This window comes from Allosediminivita pacifica (assembly GCF_003054175.1).
Lineage (GTDB): Bacteria > Pseudomonadota > Alphaproteobacteria > Rhodobacterales > Rhodobacteraceae > Allosediminivita > Allosediminivita pacifica.
Genome location: NZ_QBKN01000006.1, coordinates 145101 through 164380, shown reverse-complemented (window position 1 = coordinate 164380; position 19280 = coordinate 145101). Strand labels below are relative to the sequence as shown.

Sequence of the window (19280 nt, the reverse complement as noted above, 5' to 3'; positions counted from 1 at the left end):
TTGCCATGAAACGCAAACTCGTCGTCATCGGATCCGGCATGGCCTCGGGCCGTGCGCTGGAGCATCTGCTCGAGGCCGATCCCGATGGCTGGGACGTCACGCTGTTCAACGCCGAACCGCGCGGGAACTACAACCGCATCATGCTGTCGCCCGTGCTGTCAGGCGAGAAGAGCTATGCCGAGATCGTCACGCATGACGACGACTGGTACGCCACCCGCGGCATCACCTGCCGCTTCGGCGAGAAGGTCGTGAGCATCGACCGGCAGGCCAAGACAGTCACGGGCGAGAACGGCACTGTCGAGTATGACAAGCTGATGTTCGCGACGGGGTCGTCGCCCTTCATCATCCCCTGCCCCGGCCACGATCTGCCGGGCGTCATCGCCTACCGCGACCTCGATGACACCAACGCCATGATCGAGGCCTCGGGAAAGCCCGGCGGACGCGCCGTGGTGATCGGCGGGGGTCTGCTGGGGCTGGAGGCGGCGGCGGGCCTTCGCCTGCGCGGCATGGAGGTGACCGTACTGCACCTTGCCGGGCACCTGATGGAACGCCAGCTCGACCCCGCGGCCGGATACCTTCTGCAGAAGGACCTCGAAAGCCGCGGTATCACCGTGCTGACGCAGGCCTCCACGAAGGAGATCACCGGCAAGGATGGCGCCGAGATGGTCAGGCTCGAGGACGGCACCGAACTGCCTGCCGACCTTGTCGTGATGGCCGTGGGCATCCGCCCGCAGGTGCAGCTTGCCAAGGATACGGGGCTTGCCGTCGGCAAGGGTATCCACGTCGACGACCAGATGATCACGTCGGACGAGGACATCCTCGCCGTCGGCGAATGCATCGAGCATCAGGGGGCCATCTTCGGCCTCGTGGCACCGCTCTACGATCAGGCAAAGGTGGCGGCAGCGACGCTGCTGGACGAAGAGGCCGCCTTCAAGCAGCGGCAACTTTCCACCAAGCTCAAGGTCACGGGTGTCGACCTCTTCAGCGCCGGCGACTTCGCCGAGGGCGAGGGCCGCGAGGACATCGTCTACCGCGACCCGGCGCGCGGCATCTACAAGCGGCTGGTGATCGAGGAGGAACGCCTGATCGGCGCGGTGATGTACGGCGACACGGCCGACGGAAACTGGTTCTTCGGCCTCATCAAGGATGGCACCGACATCTCGGAGATGCGCGAGACGCTGATCTTCGGCCCCGCCTATCAGGGCGGAGGCACCCAGGCGGACCCTTTGGCCGCCGTTGCAGCCTTGCCGGATGATGCAGAGATCTGCGGCTGCAACGGCGTCTGCAAGGGACAGATCGTCAAGGCCATCGAAGGTGGCGCAACATCCCTGGGCGACGTGAAGGCGCAGACCAAGGCCTCGGCCAGCTGCGGCACCTGCACCGGGCTCGTGGAACAGGTGCTGGCGGCGACGCTGGGCGACGACTTCAAGATGCCCGAGGCACAGCCGATTTGCGGCTGCACCGATCTTTCACACGAGGACGTGCGGCGGCTGATCAAGGCGCGCGAACTCAAATCGCAGCCCGCCGTCTGGCAGGAACTGGGCTGGACCACGCCCAACGGCTGCCACACCTGCCGACCGGCGGTGAACTTCTACCTGCTGGCCGACTGGCCGCTGGAGTACAAGGACGACCCGCAGAGCCGCTTCGTCAACGAACGCAACCACGCCAACATCCAGAAGGACGGCACCTATTCCGTCATGCCCCGCATGTGGGGCGGGATGACCGACGCCAACGAGCTGCGCGCCATCGCCGACGCCGCCGACAAGTACGGCGCCACGGTGAAGGTGACCGGCGGCCAGCGCATCGACCTGCTGGGCGTGAAGAAGGAAGACCTGCCGCTGATCTGGGGCGACCTCAACGCGGCGGGCATGGTCTCGGGCCACGCCTATACCAAGGGTCTGCGCACGGTGAAGACCTGCGTCGGCAAGGACTGGTGCCGCTTTGGCACGCAGGACAGCACGGGCCTTGGCATCAAGCTCGAAAAGCGGCTCTGGGGCTCGTGGACGCCGCACAAGGTCAAGCTCGGCGTGTCGGGCTGCCCGCGCAACTGCGCCGAGGCCACCTGCAAGGACGTGGGCATCGTCTGCGTCGACAGCGGCTACCAGATCGGTGTCGGCGGTGCAGCCGGCATGGACGTGAAGGAGGTCGAGCGCCTGGTCGACGTCCGGACCGAGGAAGAGGCCATCGAATGGGTCGTGGCCTTCGTCCAGCTCTACCGCGAACACGCCAAGTACCTCGACCGGCCCTACAAGTGGCTGGCCAAGGTCGGGCTCGACTGGGTGCAGGAGGTTCTGGCCGACGCCACCGAGCGCGCGGCGCTCATGGAGCGATTCGATCTTTCGCAGTCGGTCTACCAGAAGGACCCTTGGGCCGAACGTGCCACCCCCGAAACCCGCCGCCAGTACGAACCCATGGCGGACCTGACCCTGGAGGCCGCCGAATGAGCTGGACCGACATCGGATCGCTGGACGAAATCCCCGTGCGCGGCGCGCGCCGGGTCAAGACCCGCGCGGGATGCATCGCGCTCTTCCGCACGGATGAGGACGAGGTCTTCGCGACCTCGGCCACCTGCGCCCACCGGGGCGGCCCTCTCGACGAAGGGATCGTGCACGGGCGCAAGGTCACCTGCCCGCTGCACAACTGGGTCTACTCGCTGGAAAGCGGTGAAGCCCAGGGCGCCGACGAGGGCAGCATCGCCACCTATCCCGTCCGGATCGACGCCGGCCGGGTCCTTCTCGACCTCTCCTCCCTCGAGGCCCACGCGGCCGCCTAGACCAGAAAGGACGAAGCGCATGTCATATGTGACCCCAGAGGACTTCGCCACCAAGATGGTGGATGCCGGTGAGGCCAAGATGAAGATGTCCACCAAGGACACGCTGATCCGCGCCTACATGGCGGGGGCGATTCTTGCGCTCGCCGCGGCATTTGCCATCACCGTCACGGTGAACACCGGTCAGCCGCTTGTCGGCGCGCTACTTTTCCCGGTCGGCTTCTGCATTCTCTACCTGCTCGGGTTCGACCTTCTGACGGGCGTCTTCACGCTCTGCCCGCTGGCGCTCTGGGCGCGGCGGCCGGGTGTCGACACGAAATCGCTCATGCGCAACTGGGGCCTCGTCTTCGCCGGCAACTTCGCCGGCGCGATGACGACCGCCCTCTTCATGGCGATCATCCTGACCATGGGTTTCACCGAAGAGCCGAACGCAGTCGGACAGCAGATCGGCCATATCGGCGAGGGCCGTACGCTGGGCTATGCCGATGCCGGGGCCGGCGGGATGCTCACGCTCTTCATCCGCGCGGTGATGTGCAACTGGATGGTCTCGACCGGCGTGGTCGCGGCGATGATGTCGACCTCGGTCTCGGGCAAGATCATGGCCATGTGGATGCCGATCCTGATCTTCTTCTACCTCGGGTTCGAGCACTCCATCGTGAACATGTTCCTCTTCCCCTCGGGCATCATGCTGGGCGGGCAATTCACCTGGTCCGACTACTTCCTCTACAACGAGATCCCCACCGTGATCGGCAACGTCGTGGGCGGCCTGACCTTTGTCGGCGCCATGATCTACGGCACCCACTACAAGAAGGACCCCGAAGCCGATCCCGAGGCCGTGACCCCGGCGATGGAGCCTGCCGAGTGATCCTGCCCCGCGGCGCCCCTGCGGCGCTGCGGCCCACCTCAAGTCGAAGGGAAAGATACCATGGACCAGATGAGCAGCGCGACGATGACCCGAGACGACGTCACCGAGGCCATTTTGCGCGCCAAGCGCCAGAGCGGCATGACATGGGAAGCCATCGCCGAGTCGATCGGCATGTCCCCGGTCTGGACCCATGCCACCGCCACCGGCATGGGCGCGATGCCTCGGGAAAAGGCGACAGCGCTCTGCGAGGTGCTGGGCCTGCCCGACGAGGCCGTGTCCCTGCTCCAGGATTGCCCCTCCAAGGACTGGAGCCGCGACATTCCCACCGACCCCTGCATCTACCGCCTCTACGAGATCGCGGGCGTTTACGGGCCCTCCTTCAAGGCGCTCGTGCACGAGAAGTTCGGCGACGGGATCATGTCGGCGATCGACTTCGACATGGAAGTCACCCGCGTCGAGGATCCCAAGGGTGATCGCGTGAAGGTCGAGATGACCGGCAAGTTCCTGCCCTACAAGACCTGGTAAGCTCCAAAGAAAGAACCCGCCGATGACCGAGATCCGTTCCACCTGCCCTTACTGCGGTGTCGGCTGCGGTGTCCTGCTGAAGCGGGACACCGCCGGCGGGCTCGAGATCCGGGGGGATCCAGATCACCCCGCCAACCGCGGACGGCTCTGCTCCAAGGGCTCGGCCCTCGGCGAAACGCTGGGGCTGGAGGGCCGCCTGCTGTCCCCGCAGGTCAACGGGATCGAAAGCGGCTGGGACGAAACGTTGCAGCTTGTCGCGGACCGCTTCAAGCAGACGGTGGCCGATCACGGGCCCGACAGCGTCGCCTTCTACGTCTCGGGGCAGATGCTGACCGAGGACTACTACGTTGCCAACAAACTGATGAAGGGCTTCATCGGCTCGGCCAATATCGACACCAACTCGCGGCTCTGCATGGCCTCGACCGTGGCGGGGCATCGGCGTGCCTTCGGCACCGACACCGTGCCCGGCACCTACGATGACCTGGACGAAGCCGACCTTGTCGTGCTGGTGGGCTCCAACCTCGCCTGGTGCCATCCGGTGCTCTTCCAGCGCGTTCTCACGGCCCGCAAGGCACGCGGCACCAAGCTGGTGGTGATCGACCCGCGCCGCACGGCAAGCTGCGACGGGGCGGACCTGCACCTGCCGCTTGCCATCGGGTCGGACGTGGCGCTCTTCAATGTGCTCCTGACCGAGATCCGGCGCGCGGCCGCCGACAATCCCGATGCTCTGGCGCGCGTCGAGGGCAGCGCCGAGACCTTTGCAGCCGCCGCGGCAACCGATCCCTCGGTCACGGGCCTGGACGAGGCGCAGCTCCGTGCCTTCTGCAAGCTGTGGATCGGCCACGAGAAGGTCGTCACCATCTTCAGCCAGGGCGTGAACCAGTCGAGCGCCGGCACCGACAAGGTCAACGCGATCCTCAACTGCCACATCGCCACCGGCCGCATCGGCAAACCCGGAATGGGCCCCTTCAGCGTCACCGGCCAGCCCAACGCCATGGGCGGGCGCGAAGTGGGCGGGCTGGCCAACATGCTGGCCTGCCACATGGCGCTGGAAAACCCCGCGCATCGCTCGGCAGTCCGAACGTTCTGGAACGCTCCGCAGATTCCGGACCGGCCAGGTCTCAAGGCGGTCGACATGTTCCGAGCTGTCGACGAAGGCCGGATCAAGGCGCTCTGGATCATGCATTCCAACCCGGCCGTAACATTGCCCCAGGCCGACGCCGTGCGGGAGGCCATTGCCGCCTGCCCCTTCACCGTTGTCTCGGACATCACCGGCAATACCGACACCGCCCGGCTTGCGCATGTGCTGCTGCCCGCCTCAGCCTGGGGCGAGAAATCCGGCACAGTCACCAACTCCGACCGTACCATTTCGCGCCAGCGGGCGGCACTGCCCGCCCCCGGCAAGGCCCGCCCCGACTGGTGGCAAATGGCCGACGTCGGGCGTCGCATGGGATGGTCGGGCGAGTTCGACTACACCGGCCCGGCCGAGATCTTCCGCGAGCACGCGGCATTGTCGGGAATCGCCGGTGGCTTCGGGCTCGATTTCGACATCTCGGCGCTCGCGGCGATCTCCGACGCGGAGTACGACACACTTCGACCCACGCGCTGGCCGGTGGCTGCGAAGCGCGGCGGGCGCTTCTTCGCGGATGGGAAGTCGTTCCACGAGGACGGCAGGCTGCGCATGATCGCGTTGACCCCACGGGGACCTGCAGCGGCGCCCTCCGCGAGCTATCCCTTCCGGCTCAACACCGGCCGTATCCGAGACCAGTGGCACACGATGACCCGCACCGGACGGTCGCCGCGCCTCTCGGCGCATCTGGCCGAGCCATTCGCCGAAATACATCCAAGCGATGCCGCGCGGCTGGGCATCGCGGCCGATACGTTGGTGCGTCTGACCAGTCCGTCGGGCCGGGCGATCCTGCGCGCCCAGATCACCGATGCGGTCCAGCCGGAGACCGTTTTCGCCCCCATGCACTGGACCGGAGAGACCGCACCCAGCGGCCGGATCGACGCACTCGTGGCATCAGCGATCGACCCTGTGTCAGGCCAACCCGAAAGCAAGGCTGCGCTCTGCGACCTCCAGCCCTACGCCGCCGCCTGGTACGGATTTGCGGTCTCCTCGGCCCCCATGGCGCCCGACACCGCCTACTGGGCCCTTGCTCGAACGACCGGCGGATGGCGCGCCGAGTTGGCGGATGATGCTCTGCCCTCGAACTGGGAGGACTTCGCGCGCGCGCTCTTTGGCCTGCCAAAAGTGACGCTCCAGATGGTCCAGGATCCGGCACGGGGCGCCGCGCGCCTTGCCTTCCGGCAGGAAGGCCGACTGGTGGCCGCGCTCTTTGCCGGGCCCCGCCCGCTGGCGCTTGCCCGCGATCACCTCGTCACGCTTCCGGGGACGGAGGCGGAGCATGTCCTCGCCGGACAGGTGCCGGCGGACATGCCCGATCCGGGACCGACCCTTTGTTCCTGCTTCGGGATCGGCGTAAACTCGATCCTGCGGGCCATCGAAGACGAGGGCCTGATGAGCGTCGAGGAGGTCGGCAAGGCGCTGTCGGCAGGCACCAACTGCGGCTCCTGCCGGCCAGAGATTGCCGCCCTGCTCGAGCGTGCCACGCCGAAGGAGGCCGCCGAATGACACTTGCCCCCTATGTCCGCATCCTTGCGCGCGGTCAGGGTCGCGCCCGCGGCTACACCCAGGAAGAGGCCCGTGAGGCCATGACGCTCATGCTGCGCGAGGATGCCGATCCCGAGGCGATCGGGGCGATTCTGATGCTACTGCGCATGAAGGGCGAAACAGCCGCCGAGATCGCGGGTTTTGCCGAGGCCGCGCAGGCGAGCCTCGCGCCCTGGCCCGGCACCCGTCCCGCGCTCGACTGGCCGAGTTATGCCGCCGGGCGAAGCCGCGGCCTGCCCTGGTTCCTGTTGGCCGCACGGCTGGTGGCCTCGGCAGGCTACCCCGTGTTGCTGCACGGATGGAACAGCCACCAGGGGCCGTCCGCCTCGGTCCGGGCCGCCCTGCCCGCGCTTGGCATTCCGCAGGCGGGAAGCACGGCCACGGCGGGCGCGCTGCTGGAACGCGGCGGCGTCGCCTACCTGCCGCTGGAAAGCTTCTCGCCCCGGCTGTTCCACCTGCTGGGCTTGCGCGACAAACTTGGCCTGCGGTCCTGCGTGAACACGGTGCTGCGGATGCTGAACCCCGGGCAGGCGCGCGCCGCCGTGCAGGGCGTGTTCCACCCGCCCTACCGGACGTTGCAGGCCGATGCCGCCGAACTTCTCGGGCTGCGGGACCTGACGGTCCTCAAGGGCGGCGGGGGCGAGTTCGAGCACCACGCCGCCAAGGACATCGAGATCTTCGGACTGCGTAGCGGCAAGACATGGACCGGCAAGACCGGCCAGCAGGCGGAGGGGCATCAGCGCCTTGCCGAGGCCGCGCCCGACGATCCACAGGCGCTCGCAATGCTGTGGGAGGGCACGCTGCACGATCCCTTCGCCGAGGCCATCGTGCTGTCGACCGCCGACCTCGCGCTCGAGACGCTGGGGGCGCCGGAACGGGCGCGCGACCTCTGGGAGGCGCGCGGCGCGCTCAGCGCCGCCTGACGCTCAGGCCCAACCGGGGCCGAGATCGGCCTCGGCACGGTCGATCCAGTGCTCACGCAACCAGTCGCAGGGCTTCGAGTGACGGATCAAGGAGCCGCCGTAACCCTCTATTGCGTCTGACATTTTCGGGCGCCCATGGAAGCAGACGACCTTCGCCTCGGAGGGCAACTGAGGGACCGTGAGCCAGTTGCGCGGGAACGGGTTGCAGTCGTACTTGAAGGAGACCACCCATTCGCCCGGGATATAGGTGAAAGAGGCGTTCTCCATCGCCTTGTGCGAGGTGTAGCGCTGCTCGGAGCCGCGCGCCTTTTCCACTTCGTCGTAGGGGTTCGCTGCGAGATCTTCGTAGAGGAAACCGTGCTGCGCCGGGTCGAAGCGGAAGACCGAGCCATGCCCGGTGGGCCGGCCCTTGCGGGCCTCGGTCCAGTCGTGGCGCATGGCGATGGTGCCGGGGGCGAGGTCGTGGATCTCGTCCAGTGATCCGGTGATGACCACGTCGAGATCGAAGCCCAGCACCGGCCCGTCGAGGTCGGGCACGAGCCCCGGCCGGAAGAGCGAGACCTTGCGCATGGCGCCCTGCCGGTTGGCGACGGCCAGCGCCGCGGCCATCGGCTCGGCAAAGGGTTCGGTGGGCAGGTCGAGCACCTCGATATCCGGGTGCAGGCCCTCGGCGTGTTCGGTCATGCACATGAAGCGGACCGGCCGCGACATGTGGCGCCGCACGCCGGAATAGAGCCGGTTGACGTACTCGGGGCCGAAAAGCGTGCCCCACTTGATGCACATGATGTTCGCGGGCTTTGTCATGCCCCGGGCTTAGCAGGCGCGCCCGCGCCCCGCCAGCCCGCGCCTGCGCCGGCCTGCTTGCCGCGCCCCCGGATCGGCAGTAGCCGTGGGGCAGTTTCTACCCGCAGAACAAGGTCCGCCGCGCATGACCCAGCCCCGCACCGCCATCGTGACCAGCGCCTACCTGCGCCCGGGCGAGACCTTCGTGAACCACCACGTGGATCACCTGTTCGGCGGCAACACCGTGGTGGTCGCGATGAAACGGGGCAAGGCCTGGCCGGGGGACCAGCCGGTGCTGATCCTGGACGACACGCCCGCGGGCGCGGCGGGCCGGCTGCTGGCGCCGCTGCACCTGGCCCGGCATTCGGTCATCGGGACACCCGCCGGGCGGCAGGCGGCGGCCCTGCGCGATTTCCTGCGCGCCCAGCGCATCGAGGCGGTGCTGTGCGAGTTCGGCAATCGCGCCGCGCAAGTGGCCCCCGTTGCCAATGCTCTCGGGATCCCGGTCTTCACCTACTTTCGCGGCTTCGACGGGTCGAAGCTGCTGGAAGAGCGGTTTTATCCGCGCGCGTTCCGGCTGCTGATGCCGCGCCTGGCGGGGGTCTTTGCCGTGTCGCACTTCCTGCTGGAGAACCTTGCAAGCAAGGGGATCACCCATCCGAATGCCCACGTGATCCCGAGCGGCGCGGACACCACGCGGTTTACACCCGGCGTGAAGCAGCCGGGGTACGTGGTCGCCATAGGGCGCATGGTCGAGAAGAAACAGCCGCTGACCACGCTGCGCGCCTTCATCGCGGCGGCAAAGGCCAATCCCGACACCCGGTTCGAGATGATCGGCGGGGGCGAGCTGCTCGCGCGATGCCGGGAGGAGGTCGCCGTCGCAGGGCTGGCGGACCGGATCGCCCTGCCCGGCGCCCTGCCCCACGCGGATGTGGCAGACCGGCTGTCGCGCGCAACGATCTTTGCCCAGCATTCGGTGACCGGCGAAGACGGCAACACCGAGGGCCTGCCCAGCGTGATCCAGGAGGCGATGGCCTGCGGCTGCGCCGTCGTCTCGACCCGCCACGCGGGCATCCCCGAGGCGGTGCGCGAAGGCGACACCGGCCTGCTGGTGGATGAGCATGACGAGGCGGGCTACGCGGCGGCGCTTGATGCGCTTCTGGCGGACCCTGACCGCACCGCCGGGATGGGCGCGGCGGGCCGCGCCTTCGCCGTGGCCAACCTCGACAAGGCCACGCTCACCGCGCGCATCGAGGAGGTGATGCGCGCGGCGCTCTGAGGCCTCAGGCCGCGGGCATGCGGCGCTCCACGAGTTCCGCCCACCACGAGCAGCCCGCCGGGATGGCGTCGTCGTTGAAGTTGTAGTCGGGGTTGTGGACCATCGCCGTGTCGCCGTTGCCGACGAGGATGTAGGCCCCGGGCCGTTCCTCGAGCATGAAGGCGAAGTCCTCGCCCCCCATGATGAGCGGCGCATCGGCACAGTCGCCGGACACCGCCTTGGCGACCTCGGCCGCGAATTCGGTCTGCTCCTCGTGGTTCACCATGACCGGGTAGTTGCGCAGGTAGTCGATCTCGGCCTTGCCGCCGAAGGCGCCCGCGATGCCGGTGCAAAGCTCGGTGATGCGCTTTTCGGCAAGGTCGCGGTTCTCGTTGCTGAGCGTTCGCACGGTGCCGCGCAGGGTGACGTAAGCGGGGATCACGTTGAACGCGGTCGAGGAGGTCTCGAACGAGGTGATCGAGACGACGATCTGGCTGACGGGATCGGCGTTGCGGCTGGCGATGGTCTGAAGCGCGGTCACGATCTGGGCGGCGCAGACGGTGGGGTCGACGGTTTCATGCGGCTTGGCCGCGTGCCCGCCGAGACCCGAGATCTTGATTTCCATGACGTCGGTCGCGGCAAAGAACGACCCCGGCCGGATCGAGAAAGACCCCACCGGCAGGCCGGGCCAGTTGTGCATGCCGTAGACTTCCTGGATGCCGAAGCGCTCCATCATGCCGTCCTTGCACATCTCGCGGCCGCCGCCGCCGCCCTCTTCGGCAGGCTGGAAGATGACCGCCACGGTGCCGTCGAAATTGCGCGTCTCGGCCAGGTACTTGGCGCCGCCCAGGAGCATGGCGGTGTGACCGTCGTGGCCGCAGGCGTGCATCTTGCCCGGCGTGGTCGAGGCGTAGTCGAGGCCCGTCGCCTCGTTGATGGGCAGCGCGTCGATATCGGCGCGCAGGCCGATCACCTTGCCCGAAGTGTCGCTCTTGCCCTTGATGATGCCGACGACGCCGGTCTGGCCGATGCCTTCGACCACTTCGTCGCAGCCAAACTCGCGCAGCTTTTCAGCGACCAGCGCGCTGGTGCGCGGCGTGTCGAAGAGAACCTCCGGGTGGGCGTGGATGTCCCGACGCCATGCGGTGATCTCGTCATGCAGTTCGGCAAAGCGGTTCTTGAACGGCATTTTTCGTGCTCCTGAGGCAGATGTCTTGACGCGCGGAGCCTGCCACCCGGCCCCAGTGCGCGCAAGATCGTCAGAGGTTGGGACCCGGCGTCAGCTTCGAGCCGTCGGTGAAACGCCCGATCCGGAAGCGGCCCAACGCGTGGCCGGTGTCCTTGCCTGCGGCCAGATCGGCCGCGATGCGACCGAAAGCGGGCCCCGCGCCGAAACCATGGCCGCACATGCCCGTCACCACCGTGAGGCCGGGCAGTTTGGTCACCCCGTCAACCACCGGCACCACGTCCGGCAGCACGTCGATGATCCCCGCCCAGGACGCCTGCAAGGTGACTTGGCCGAGATCGGGGTAGATCTGCCCGAAGCGGGCGCTGATCTCGGCCACCTTGGACTTATTCGGCGCAGGATCCAGGATCCGCATCTGCTCGAAGGGGCTGGCCTCGTCGGCCTCCCACTTGCGGGGCGTGGTGAAGGCATCGGGCCACCCCTTGGGCGGCGGGCGGCGGATGTGCACGTCGAATTCACCAGACAGCGCCAGCGGCAGGTAGCGGCGCAGGTGGCGGAAGGCATCCGGTCCAACGAACAGCTCGGCATAGGCCGAGGGTGCAAGGTTGTAGCCGCCGTCCTCGCGCGGGCGCATGGCCATGCGGTCATCGACACCGGCGGTGGACAGCACCTGCGACAGGCGGTTCGTGGCCATGGCCGTGGAGCGCACGCCAAGCTGCGGGATGTCGATGCCGTGGCGGCGCAGGAAGAGGCTCGACCAGGCGCCGCCGGCCAGCACCACCTGGGGTGCGCGGATGCGGCCAGTCTCGGTCACGACGCCAGTGACCTTGCCGCCCTCGCGGTCGAGCGCCCGGACGGCACAGCGTTCGATGATCGTGGCGCCTTCGTCTCGGGCAAGGCGGGCGATCTCGGGGACGGCCACCCAGGGTTCGGCACGCATGTCGGTGGGTGTGTGCAGCGCCCCGATCCAGCCGTCGCGGGGATAGTTATGAAGGCGCAGCATCTCGGTGCGCGAGAGTATCCGCGAGGAGGCGCCGAGCGGCCGCGCGTCGCGCATCCAGCCCTCGAACCGGCCCATCTCCTCATTGGTGCGTGCGAGGTAACTGATCCCGCAGGTGCGCAGGCCCAGTCGCCCCTTGCAGGTCGCATCAAGCTCCTGCCAGAGGTCCTGCGCCTCGAGCGCGATAGGGATCTCGGCAAGGTCGCGGCCCTGAACGCGAATCCAGCCCCAGTTGCGGCTCGACTGTTCGGCGGCGATCCGGCCTTTTTCCAGTAACACCACGCGCAGGCCCTGCCGTGCGGCATATAGGGCGGTCGAGACACCCACCACCCCGCCACCGATGACGACCACATCTGTCTCTTGCGGAAGCGGGCCTGTGAACTCGGCCGGGCCGATGTCGCGGAAAGGAAATATCATTTCAGATCTCCCGGCGCCGCCCAAAAGGGCGCATTACTGTTTTTCTTGCAAAGTATTGGCAAGAAGCATCTTTCAGCCATCCGCGAGCTTCGCGACAAGGCGTTTCATGAAGGCCTCGCCCTCGGCGAATTGGGCCGTGGTGATGTATTCGTCGGGCTGGTGGGCGACGCCGATGTTGCCCGGCCCGCAGACCACCGCGTTGTAGCCCGCCGCCTGGAAATGGCTTGCCTCGCTGCCGTAGCTCACGAAGTTGTCGCTGTTGTCGCCGGTCAGCTGCCGGACCAGCGCCTCGGCCCCGTTGTTGTCGACCGGGGCGAAGGGCGGCAAGGCGAAAAGCTCGGTCACCTCGATCCAGGCCTCAGGGCGCACCTGCTGCATCTGCGCGGTAATCTCGTCGACCTTTCCCTGCAGAGCGGCGCGCCAGTGGTCGAGGCTTTCGCCGGGCACGACGCGGAAACCCAGCCCGAACTCGCAGTCCTTGGCGGTGATGTTGTGCGCGGTGCCGCCCTTGATCTGGCCCACGTGGACATTGGTGTAGGGCGGTTCGAAAAGCGCGGCCATGCCAGCGGTTTCGATCGCGGCCTGCGCGGCGTTCACGTCGTTGGTCCAGTCGATGAGCTTGGCGCCCCACATGATCGCGCTGACGCCGGTATGCAGGATCGAGCTGTGCACCTCGAAGCCATGCACATGGATCCACGAGGTCACGCCGCCCTTGTGGCCCGTGACCGCCTTCATCATCGTGGGCTCGCCCACGATCACGTCCGACGCTCTTGGAAGCCCCGACATGGCTTCGATCAGCGGTGCGGCGCCGGTGCAGCCAATCTCCTCGTCATAGGTCAGGGCAAGCTGCAGGGGGCGCGTGATACCCGCGTGATACGCCTCGACCAGCGCCCAGATGGCCAGCGCGTCAAAAGCCTTCATGTCGGTCGCGCCGCGCCCGAAGAGCTTTCCGTCGCGCTCGGTCAGAACCCATGGATCGCTCGACCAGTCCTGTCCCTCCGTGGGTACCACATCGGTATGGCCTGACAGGACCAGCCCGCCTTCGATCTGCGGACCTACGTGCGAGAAGAGGCCCGCCTTCTCCGGCTCGTCCGGCTTGATATGTTTCGTGGCCTCGATCCCGTGAGAGGCGAGGTAGTCCTGCACCCAGTCGATGAGCGGCATGTTGGTGTCATGGCTGACGGTCGGAAACGCGACAAGATGTTCGAGGATTTCGCGGGGCGTGAGGCGGGCGGGCATCGGGTTCCTTTCGGGTGCGTGCCCGCCCGTCTTAGCGTTCTCTGGGGTCAGACCGCCAGAGGGTCAGGCCAGCGGCGGCTGCCCGTTAGAGGCGGAAACGCCTCCATCCACCGGCAGGACCGCCCCGTTGATGAAACTTGCATCACCCGAGGCGAGGAACACGATGACCGCCGCGATCTCCTCGGGATTTCCGCCGCGCCCCATGGGAATACGCGATTTCATGGAGTCCAGAAATTCCGCGTCATCTTCCATCGGGGCGGTCATTCCCGTATGCGTAAACCCGGGCGCCACGGCATTCACGCGGATGCCGTGATCTCCGAAATCCAGAGCAGCGGCGCGCACCATGTTGCTGACCGCGCCCTTCGAGGCGTTGTAGGCGTAGCCCCCGAAATCGCCGCGCTCTCCGGAAACCGACGACGTGGCGACGACGCAGCCGCGCGACAACTTCAGTGCGGGCCACGCAGCCTTCATCGCGTTGAAGGTGCTGTCGACGTTGTTGTGGATCTGGTCGCGGAATTGGTCCGAGGTCACATCCGAGATCGTCCCCGTCGTGGCGTACCCTGCGTTTGGCACCACGACGTCCACGCCGCCGAAGACGTCCGTCGCCTTTTGCACGGCCTCTTCCATGACCGCCTTGCCCGATGTGTCGCCACAGATACTGCGCACCCGGCCCGGGGGCAGATCGTCGGCCACCCGGTCGAGATCGGTCTCGTCCATGTCGACGATCACGAGGTTCGCACCCTCCTCGGCAAAACGGCGGGCGGTTGCCGCACCGATGCCCGAGGCCGCGCCGGTGACGATCACTGTCTTGCTGTCGAAACGCATGGGATATCCTTCCTTCGCTCTTGCCGGACCAACGCCGAGCGGGAAGGAAGTCGTTCCGCCTAGTCCGCGGACATCAGCAGATCGGCGATCAAAGGGTGGTGATCCGATCCCCAGTCGCCCGCGAAACTGTCCTGCAGAACATGCGGCCCGCCTTCGATGGCGATGCCCTCGGTGACGGCAACGCGGTCGATCGCGGGCAGCATGTGCAGCCCGAGGTCCATGTGGAACGTCGCGCCGGGCACGCCCGGAAACCGCAACCCAACGTCCTGAAGGACACGCATCGGGCGGGTCGGTCCAAAGGTATTCAGGTCGCCCAGCAGGATGACCGGCGTTCCCGCCGAGATGACCGGCTCCAACCTCTCGGCGACGAGTTCTGCCGACAGGCGGCGGTTCGTGCCGCTCCGGGAATCGAAATGCACGTTCACGACGCGAAAGGGCGCGCCCCCGCCCAGCGGCGCGAACTCTGCCCAACTGGCAAAGGCAGGCCACGATCCGTTGAAGGTGGGAGAGTAGATGCGGTCCGGCGTATCAGAGAAGAAGAACCAGCCCTCATCCCGCAGTTCCAGCACATCGGGGCGGAAGAAGATCGGCTGGGTGCTGGGAAACTCGCGCCAGTCGCCCGTCGCCGCCAGTGCGTAATCCGGGTTCTCGCGCGAGAGGTAATCACGCGCGAGGTTCAGTGACCCATCGCTGCCACGGGTAAAGCTCTCCATTTCCTGGAAGGCGATAAGATCGGCCCCCGTGGCCTTGACCGCTGCATCGAGCGAGGTCTTGCGCGCCTCCCAGTCCGCCAGCGACCACGGCCCGTCTTCCTCGCCCGCACGGATGTAGTGTACATTGTAGCTTGCCACGCGAAGCGTATTGGCCGGCGGATCCGGGAGCTTGCCGAAATCCGTCAGCCAGACCTGGATGCCGGGGATGACAATGGCGATCACGGCGACCGTGCCCGCCAGCCCGACCACGAGCCGTCTCATGATCATGTCAGTCTACCCTGGCCTGATCGTTCAATAGCCGCTGTCCGTGGTCAGGACGAAGTGCCCCGGCGTGACCTCGTCATATTCCGAAGGGGCCGGCTCGTAGTCGACCGGATGGATCGGCGACGGGATCGGCTTGAAGTTGAGGTCCTTCTCGGACTTGCGGCGGCGCGGATCGGCGATGGGTACGGCCTTCATCAGCGCCTTGGTATAGGGGTGCTGCGGGTCCTCGAAGACGGCGGCGCGGGGGCCGAGTTCGACGATCCGGCCAAGGTACATGACGCCGACGTTGTGGCTCACGCGTTCCACCACGGCCATGTCATGGCTGATGAAGACGTAGGAGAGGCCCAGTTCGGCCTGAAGCTCCATCATCAGGTTGATCACCTGCGCCTGCACCGACACGTCGAGCGCGCTGACCGCCTCGTCCGCGACGATGAGCTTGGGGTTGAGCGCGAGCGCCCGCGCGATGGCAATCCGCTGGCGCTGGCCGCCCGACAGCTCGTGCGGGAATCGGCGCATGAAGCTGCGCGGCAGTTCGACCCGGTCGAACAGGCCGCCCACGCGGTCCATGATCTCGCTGCCCTTCGCGGTCCCGTAGTTTCGGATCGGCTCGGCCACCTGTTCGGCCAGCTGCATCTGCGGATTGAGGCTGGCGAAGGGGTCCTGGAAGATCATCTGCATGTCGCGCCGCGCGTCGCGCAGCGAGTTCGGCCCCAGCCCGGTGATGTTGGTCCCGTCGAGGTCCACATGCCCCGAGGTCGGCTCGACCAGACGCAGCAGAGAGCGGCCCGCCGAGGACTTGCCGCAGCCGGATTCGCCCACGAGGCTGAGCGTTTGGCCACGGTTAAGCTTGAACGAAACATCCTCGACAGCGTGCACGTTGGCGATGTGGCGCCGGAACAACCCGCCCCGCACCGGGAATCGCGTCGTCAGGTTGTCGACGGTCAGCAGCACCTTGTCCTGGCCGGGGATCGGCTCGATCTTCTGGTCGGTGCGCCCGAAAAGCTTCATCGGCTCAGGCAAGCTCTTGCCGCGCATTTCGCCCAGCTTGGGCACGGCGGCCAGCAGCGCCTGAGTGTAGGCGTGCTGCGGCGCCTCGAAGATCTGTTCGACCGGGCCTTCCTCGACCTTGTTGCCGCGGAACATCACGACCACGCGGTCGGCCATCTGCGCCACGACCGCCATGTCGTGGGTGATGAACATGACGGCTGTGCCCGTCTCGCGCTTGAGACGGTCCATCAGGGCGAGGATCTCGGCCTGGATGGTCACGTCGAGCGCGGTGGTTGGTTCGTCGGCGATCAGAAGCCGCGGCTTGCAGGCCAGCGCCATAGCGATCACCACACGCTGTCGCATCCCGCCTGAAAGCTCGTGCGGGTACTGGACGAGACGGCGCTCCGGTTCGGGGATGCGGACCTGCTTGAGAAGGTCCAGCGCCTCGGCCTCGGCGGCCTTGCGCGACAGACCATGGTGCACGCGCAGGCCTTCGGTCAGCTGGCGGCCGACGGTGAAGACCGGGTTCAGCGCGGTCATCGGCTCTTGGAAGATCATGCCGATCTCGTTGCCGCGGATCGTGCGCATCAGATCCTGGTCGGCCTTGGCCAGATCGACGTCCTCGCCGTCGCGGCGATCAAAAATGAGGCGCCCGTTGGCGATCTCGCCGCCACCGAACTCGATCAGGCGCATAAGCGCGAGCGAGCTGACCGACTTGCCCGACCCGGATTCCCCCACGACGCACACCGTTTCGCCCGGGTTGATGTCGAAACTCACGTCCTCGACGCCCGTGACAAGGCCATGTTTCGTTTGGAATTGGACCCGTAGTTGTTCGATACGGGCGATCGGGTGGTCGAGCATTCCGGGCACTCCTGGTGTCTGCCTGCAAACGCTACGGGCAGCGTTTCACTGCTGTCAAACCTTCGCGCTGATGACGCAAAGGCAAAGCTTGCATTTTGACAGGAAGCTGTTTCGATGACGCCAGAGCGGGGAATGGGCAATTTTTCGGCAGCTCGTCCAGGCACCTTCAGAGGGGTCGGGCAGGCAAGCCCGGAACGCCCCAAAACGCCCGCCACAATCAAATCGGGGCAAAGGTCCCGGTCCAACAAGGAGAGAAGTATGAAGCTGAAAACGCTTTTGCTCGGCGCTGTTGCAGCCGCGGCAGTCGCGCCTGCCGCCGCATTCGCGGAGCGCGGCTCGGACGGCGAGGTGCGCATCATCTACTGGCAGGCGCCGTCGATCATGAACCCCTTCCTCTCGGGGGGCACCAAGGACGTCGAGGCCGCTTCGCTGGTGATCGAGCCGCTGGCCCGCTACGACGAGAACGGCGAGCTGGTGCCCTGGCTGGTCGAAGAGATCCCGACCGTCGAGAACGGCGGCGTGAGCGAGGACCTGACCTCGATCACATGGAACATCACGCCGGGCCTGACATGGTCGGACGGCACGCCCTTCACCTCCGAGGACGTGAAGTTCACCTACGAGTACTGCTCGCACCCCGAAGGCGGCTGCGCGCAGCTGACGAAATTCAACGGCATCGAAAGCATCGACACGCCGGACGAGACCACGGTGACTGTCAACTATTCCAGCGCCACGCCGAACCCCTACGGTCCCTTCGTGGGTGGTGAGAGCCCGGTCATCCAGAAGGCTCAGTTCCAGGACTGCCTCGGCGCCGCCGCGTCGACCTGTACCGACCAGAACTTCTACCCGATCGGCACCGGCCCCTTCGTGGTCGACGAATTCAAGCCGAACGACGTGATCAGCCTGTCGGCCAACGAAAACTACCGCGATCCCGAGAAGCCGGCCTTTGCGACCGTGAACTTCAAGGGTGGCGGCGATGCTGCGGCCGCGGGCCGTGCCGTGATGGAAACGGGCGAGTTCGACTACGCCTGGAACCTTCAGCTCGCGCCCGACGTGATCGCCGACATGGAAGAAGGCGGCATGGGCACCCCGATCGCGGGCTTCGGTCCGCTGCTCGAGCGCATCATGCTCAACCACACCAACCCCGATCCGAACCTCGGCCCCGACGAGCGGTCGGTGATCCGTCCGCACCCCTTCCTGCAGGACCCGGCCGTCTACGAGGCCATGTCCCTGGCCATCGACCGTCCGCTTCTGGTCGAGATCGGCTACGGCCAGGCCGGCAAGGTCGGCTGCAACTGGGTGCCCGCCCCCGAGGCCTTCAACTCCGATACCTTCGACTGCTCCACGCAGGACATCGAAGGCGCCAATGCGATGCTTGACGAGGCCGGCATCGTCGACACCGACGGCGACGGCGTTCGCGAGAAGGACGGCGTTCCGCTTTCGATCCTCTACCAGAGCTCGACCAACGCCGTGCGTCAGGACTTCCAGGCGTTGATCAAGGACTGGTGGGAGCAGATCGGCATGGAAGTCGAACTGCGCAACGTCGACAGCTCGGTCTTCTTCGGCGGTGACCCGGGCAGCCCGGACACCTTCCAGAAGTTCTATGCCGACGTCGAGATGTACGCCAACACCTTCAACGGCACCGATCCGCAGCCCTACCTGGGTAACATGCTCTGCGACAAGGCCCCGCGCCCCGAGACGCAGTGGCAGGGCGAGAACATCTCGCGCTTCTGCATGGAAGAGTACGAGGAACTCTACCAGACGCTGACCGAAACCGCCGGCATGGAAGAGCGCGCCCGTATCGGCCGTGAGCTCAACGACATGGCGGTCGGCAACGGCGCGATGATCCCGCTCGTGCACCGCGGCCGCCTGTCCGCGAAGTCCAACACCCTGGGCGGCGTCGTCCTGAACGTGTGGGACAGCGAACTGTGGAACGCCGCCGACTGGTACCGCATGGAAGAGTAAAACCCGGGCAGGCGGGGCGATGACCCTG

At 66.7% G+C, this 19280-nt stretch carries 15 protein-coding genes; 8 read left to right on the top strand and 7 right to left on the bottom strand.

Translation table 11 applies throughout. The features are described 5' to 3' along the window. The first annotated feature begins 5 nt into the window (after positions 1-5). From nirB to C8N44_RS06635, 6 genes are read left to right on the top strand one after another with little or no spacing between them, the layout of a single operon-like run. Positions 6-2444 (top strand): nitrite reductase large subunit NirB, encoded by a 2439-nt coding sequence (nirB, locus tag C8N44_RS06660; protein ID WP_107975399.1) that lies wholly within the window; start codon positions 6-8, stop codon positions 2442-2444. Further along, complete coding sequence (gene nirD, locus C8N44_RS06655; RefSeq protein ID WP_107975398.1) at positions 2441-2773, top strand: nitrite reductase small subunit NirD; 333 nt, start codon at positions 2441-2443, stop codon at positions 2771-2773. Before nirB ends, nirD begins: the two co-directional genes overlap by 4 nt. 19 nt (positions 2774-2792) lie before the next feature. Beyond that, positions 2793-3635: a formate/nitrite transporter family protein gene (locus C8N44_RS06650; protein WP_107975397.1), complete on the top strand. Its 843-nt coding sequence runs from the start codon at positions 2793-2795 to the stop codon at positions 3633-3635. 60 nt (positions 3636-3695) lie between these two features. After that, positions 3696-4160: a cyanase gene (gene cynS, locus C8N44_RS06645; RefSeq protein ID WP_244641009.1), complete on the top strand. Its 465-nt coding sequence runs from the start codon at positions 3696-3698 to the stop codon at positions 4158-4160. Positions 4161-4182: 22 nt separating this feature from the next. Then, the gene (locus tag C8N44_RS06640; protein WP_107975396.1) at positions 4183-6795 is read left to right on the top strand and encodes a nitrate reductase; all 2613 of its coding nucleotides are present in this window, start codon (positions 4183-4185) and stop codon (positions 6793-6795) included. After that, positions 6792-7757: a glycosyl transferase family protein gene (locus C8N44_RS06635; protein WP_107975395.1), complete on the top strand. Its 966-nt coding sequence runs from the start codon at positions 6792-6794 to the stop codon at positions 7755-7757. Before C8N44_RS06640 ends, C8N44_RS06635 begins: the two co-directional genes overlap by 4 nt. Positions 7758-7760: 3 nt before the next feature. On the opposite strand, the gene C8N44_RS06630 is transcribed toward C8N44_RS06635, so the two are convergent. Beyond that, positions 7761-8561, bottom strand: coding sequence for a glycosyl transferase (locus C8N44_RS06630; RefSeq protein ID WP_107975394.1), 801 nt, complete (start codon positions 8559-8561; stop codon positions 7761-7763). A 124-nt stretch (positions 8562-8685) separates the two neighbouring features. Between C8N44_RS06630 and C8N44_RS06625 the strand changes: the two genes are divergently transcribed. After that, complete coding sequence (locus tag C8N44_RS06625; protein ID WP_107975393.1) at positions 8686-9819, top strand: glycosyltransferase; 1134 nt, start codon at positions 8686-8688, stop codon at positions 9817-9819. Between the two features lie 4 nt (positions 9820-9823). Here the strand turns inward: C8N44_RS06625 and C8N44_RS06620 are convergent, their stop codons facing one another. The 6 genes from C8N44_RS06620 to C8N44_RS06595 all read right to left on the bottom strand — a co-directional run bounded on the left by C8N44_RS06620 (position 9824) and on the right by C8N44_RS06595 (position 17290). Continuing rightward, complete coding sequence (locus tag C8N44_RS06620; RefSeq protein ID WP_107975392.1) at positions 9824-10987, bottom strand: M20 aminoacylase family protein; 1164 nt, start codon at positions 10985-10987, stop codon at positions 9824-9826. A gap of 70 nt (positions 10988-11057) precedes the next feature. Continuing rightward, positions 11058-12401: an NAD(P)/FAD-dependent oxidoreductase gene (locus tag C8N44_RS06615; protein WP_107975391.1), complete on the bottom strand. Its 1344-nt coding sequence runs from the start codon at positions 12399-12401 to the stop codon at positions 11058-11060. A gap of 72 nt (positions 12402-12473) precedes the next feature. Further along, complete coding sequence (argE, locus tag C8N44_RS06610) at positions 12474-13640, bottom strand: acetylornithine deacetylase (protein ID WP_107975390.1); 1167 nt, start codon at positions 13638-13640, stop codon at positions 12474-12476. A gap of 63 nt (positions 13641-13703) precedes the next feature. Beyond that, on the bottom strand, positions 13704-14465 hold the full coding sequence (budC, locus tag C8N44_RS06605) for a meso-2,3-butanediol dehydrogenase (RefSeq protein ID WP_107975389.1): 762 nt from the start codon (positions 14463-14465) through the stop codon (positions 13704-13706). Positions 14466-14524: 59 nt separating this feature from the next. Continuing rightward, positions 14525-15445: an endonuclease/exonuclease/phosphatase family protein gene (locus C8N44_RS06600; RefSeq protein WP_107975388.1), complete on the bottom strand. Its 921-nt coding sequence runs from the start codon at positions 15443-15445 to the stop codon at positions 14525-14527. A gap of 24 nt (positions 15446-15469) precedes the next feature. Continuing rightward, entirely contained in the window at positions 15470-17290 is a 1821-nt protein-coding gene (locus C8N44_RS06595) for an ABC transporter ATP-binding protein (RefSeq protein ID WP_107975387.1), read from the bottom strand. 258 nt (positions 17291-17548) lie between these two features. Here C8N44_RS06595 and C8N44_RS06590 point away from each other — a divergent pair, with 258 nt between their 5' ends. Then, positions 17549-19252 carry a peptide ABC transporter substrate-binding protein gene (locus C8N44_RS06590; protein WP_107975386.1) on the top strand — a complete coding sequence of 568 codons (1704 nt, stop codon included), beginning with the start codon at positions 17549-17551 and terminating at the stop codon, positions 19250-19252. The last annotated feature ends 28 nt before the right edge of the window (positions 19253-19280 follow it).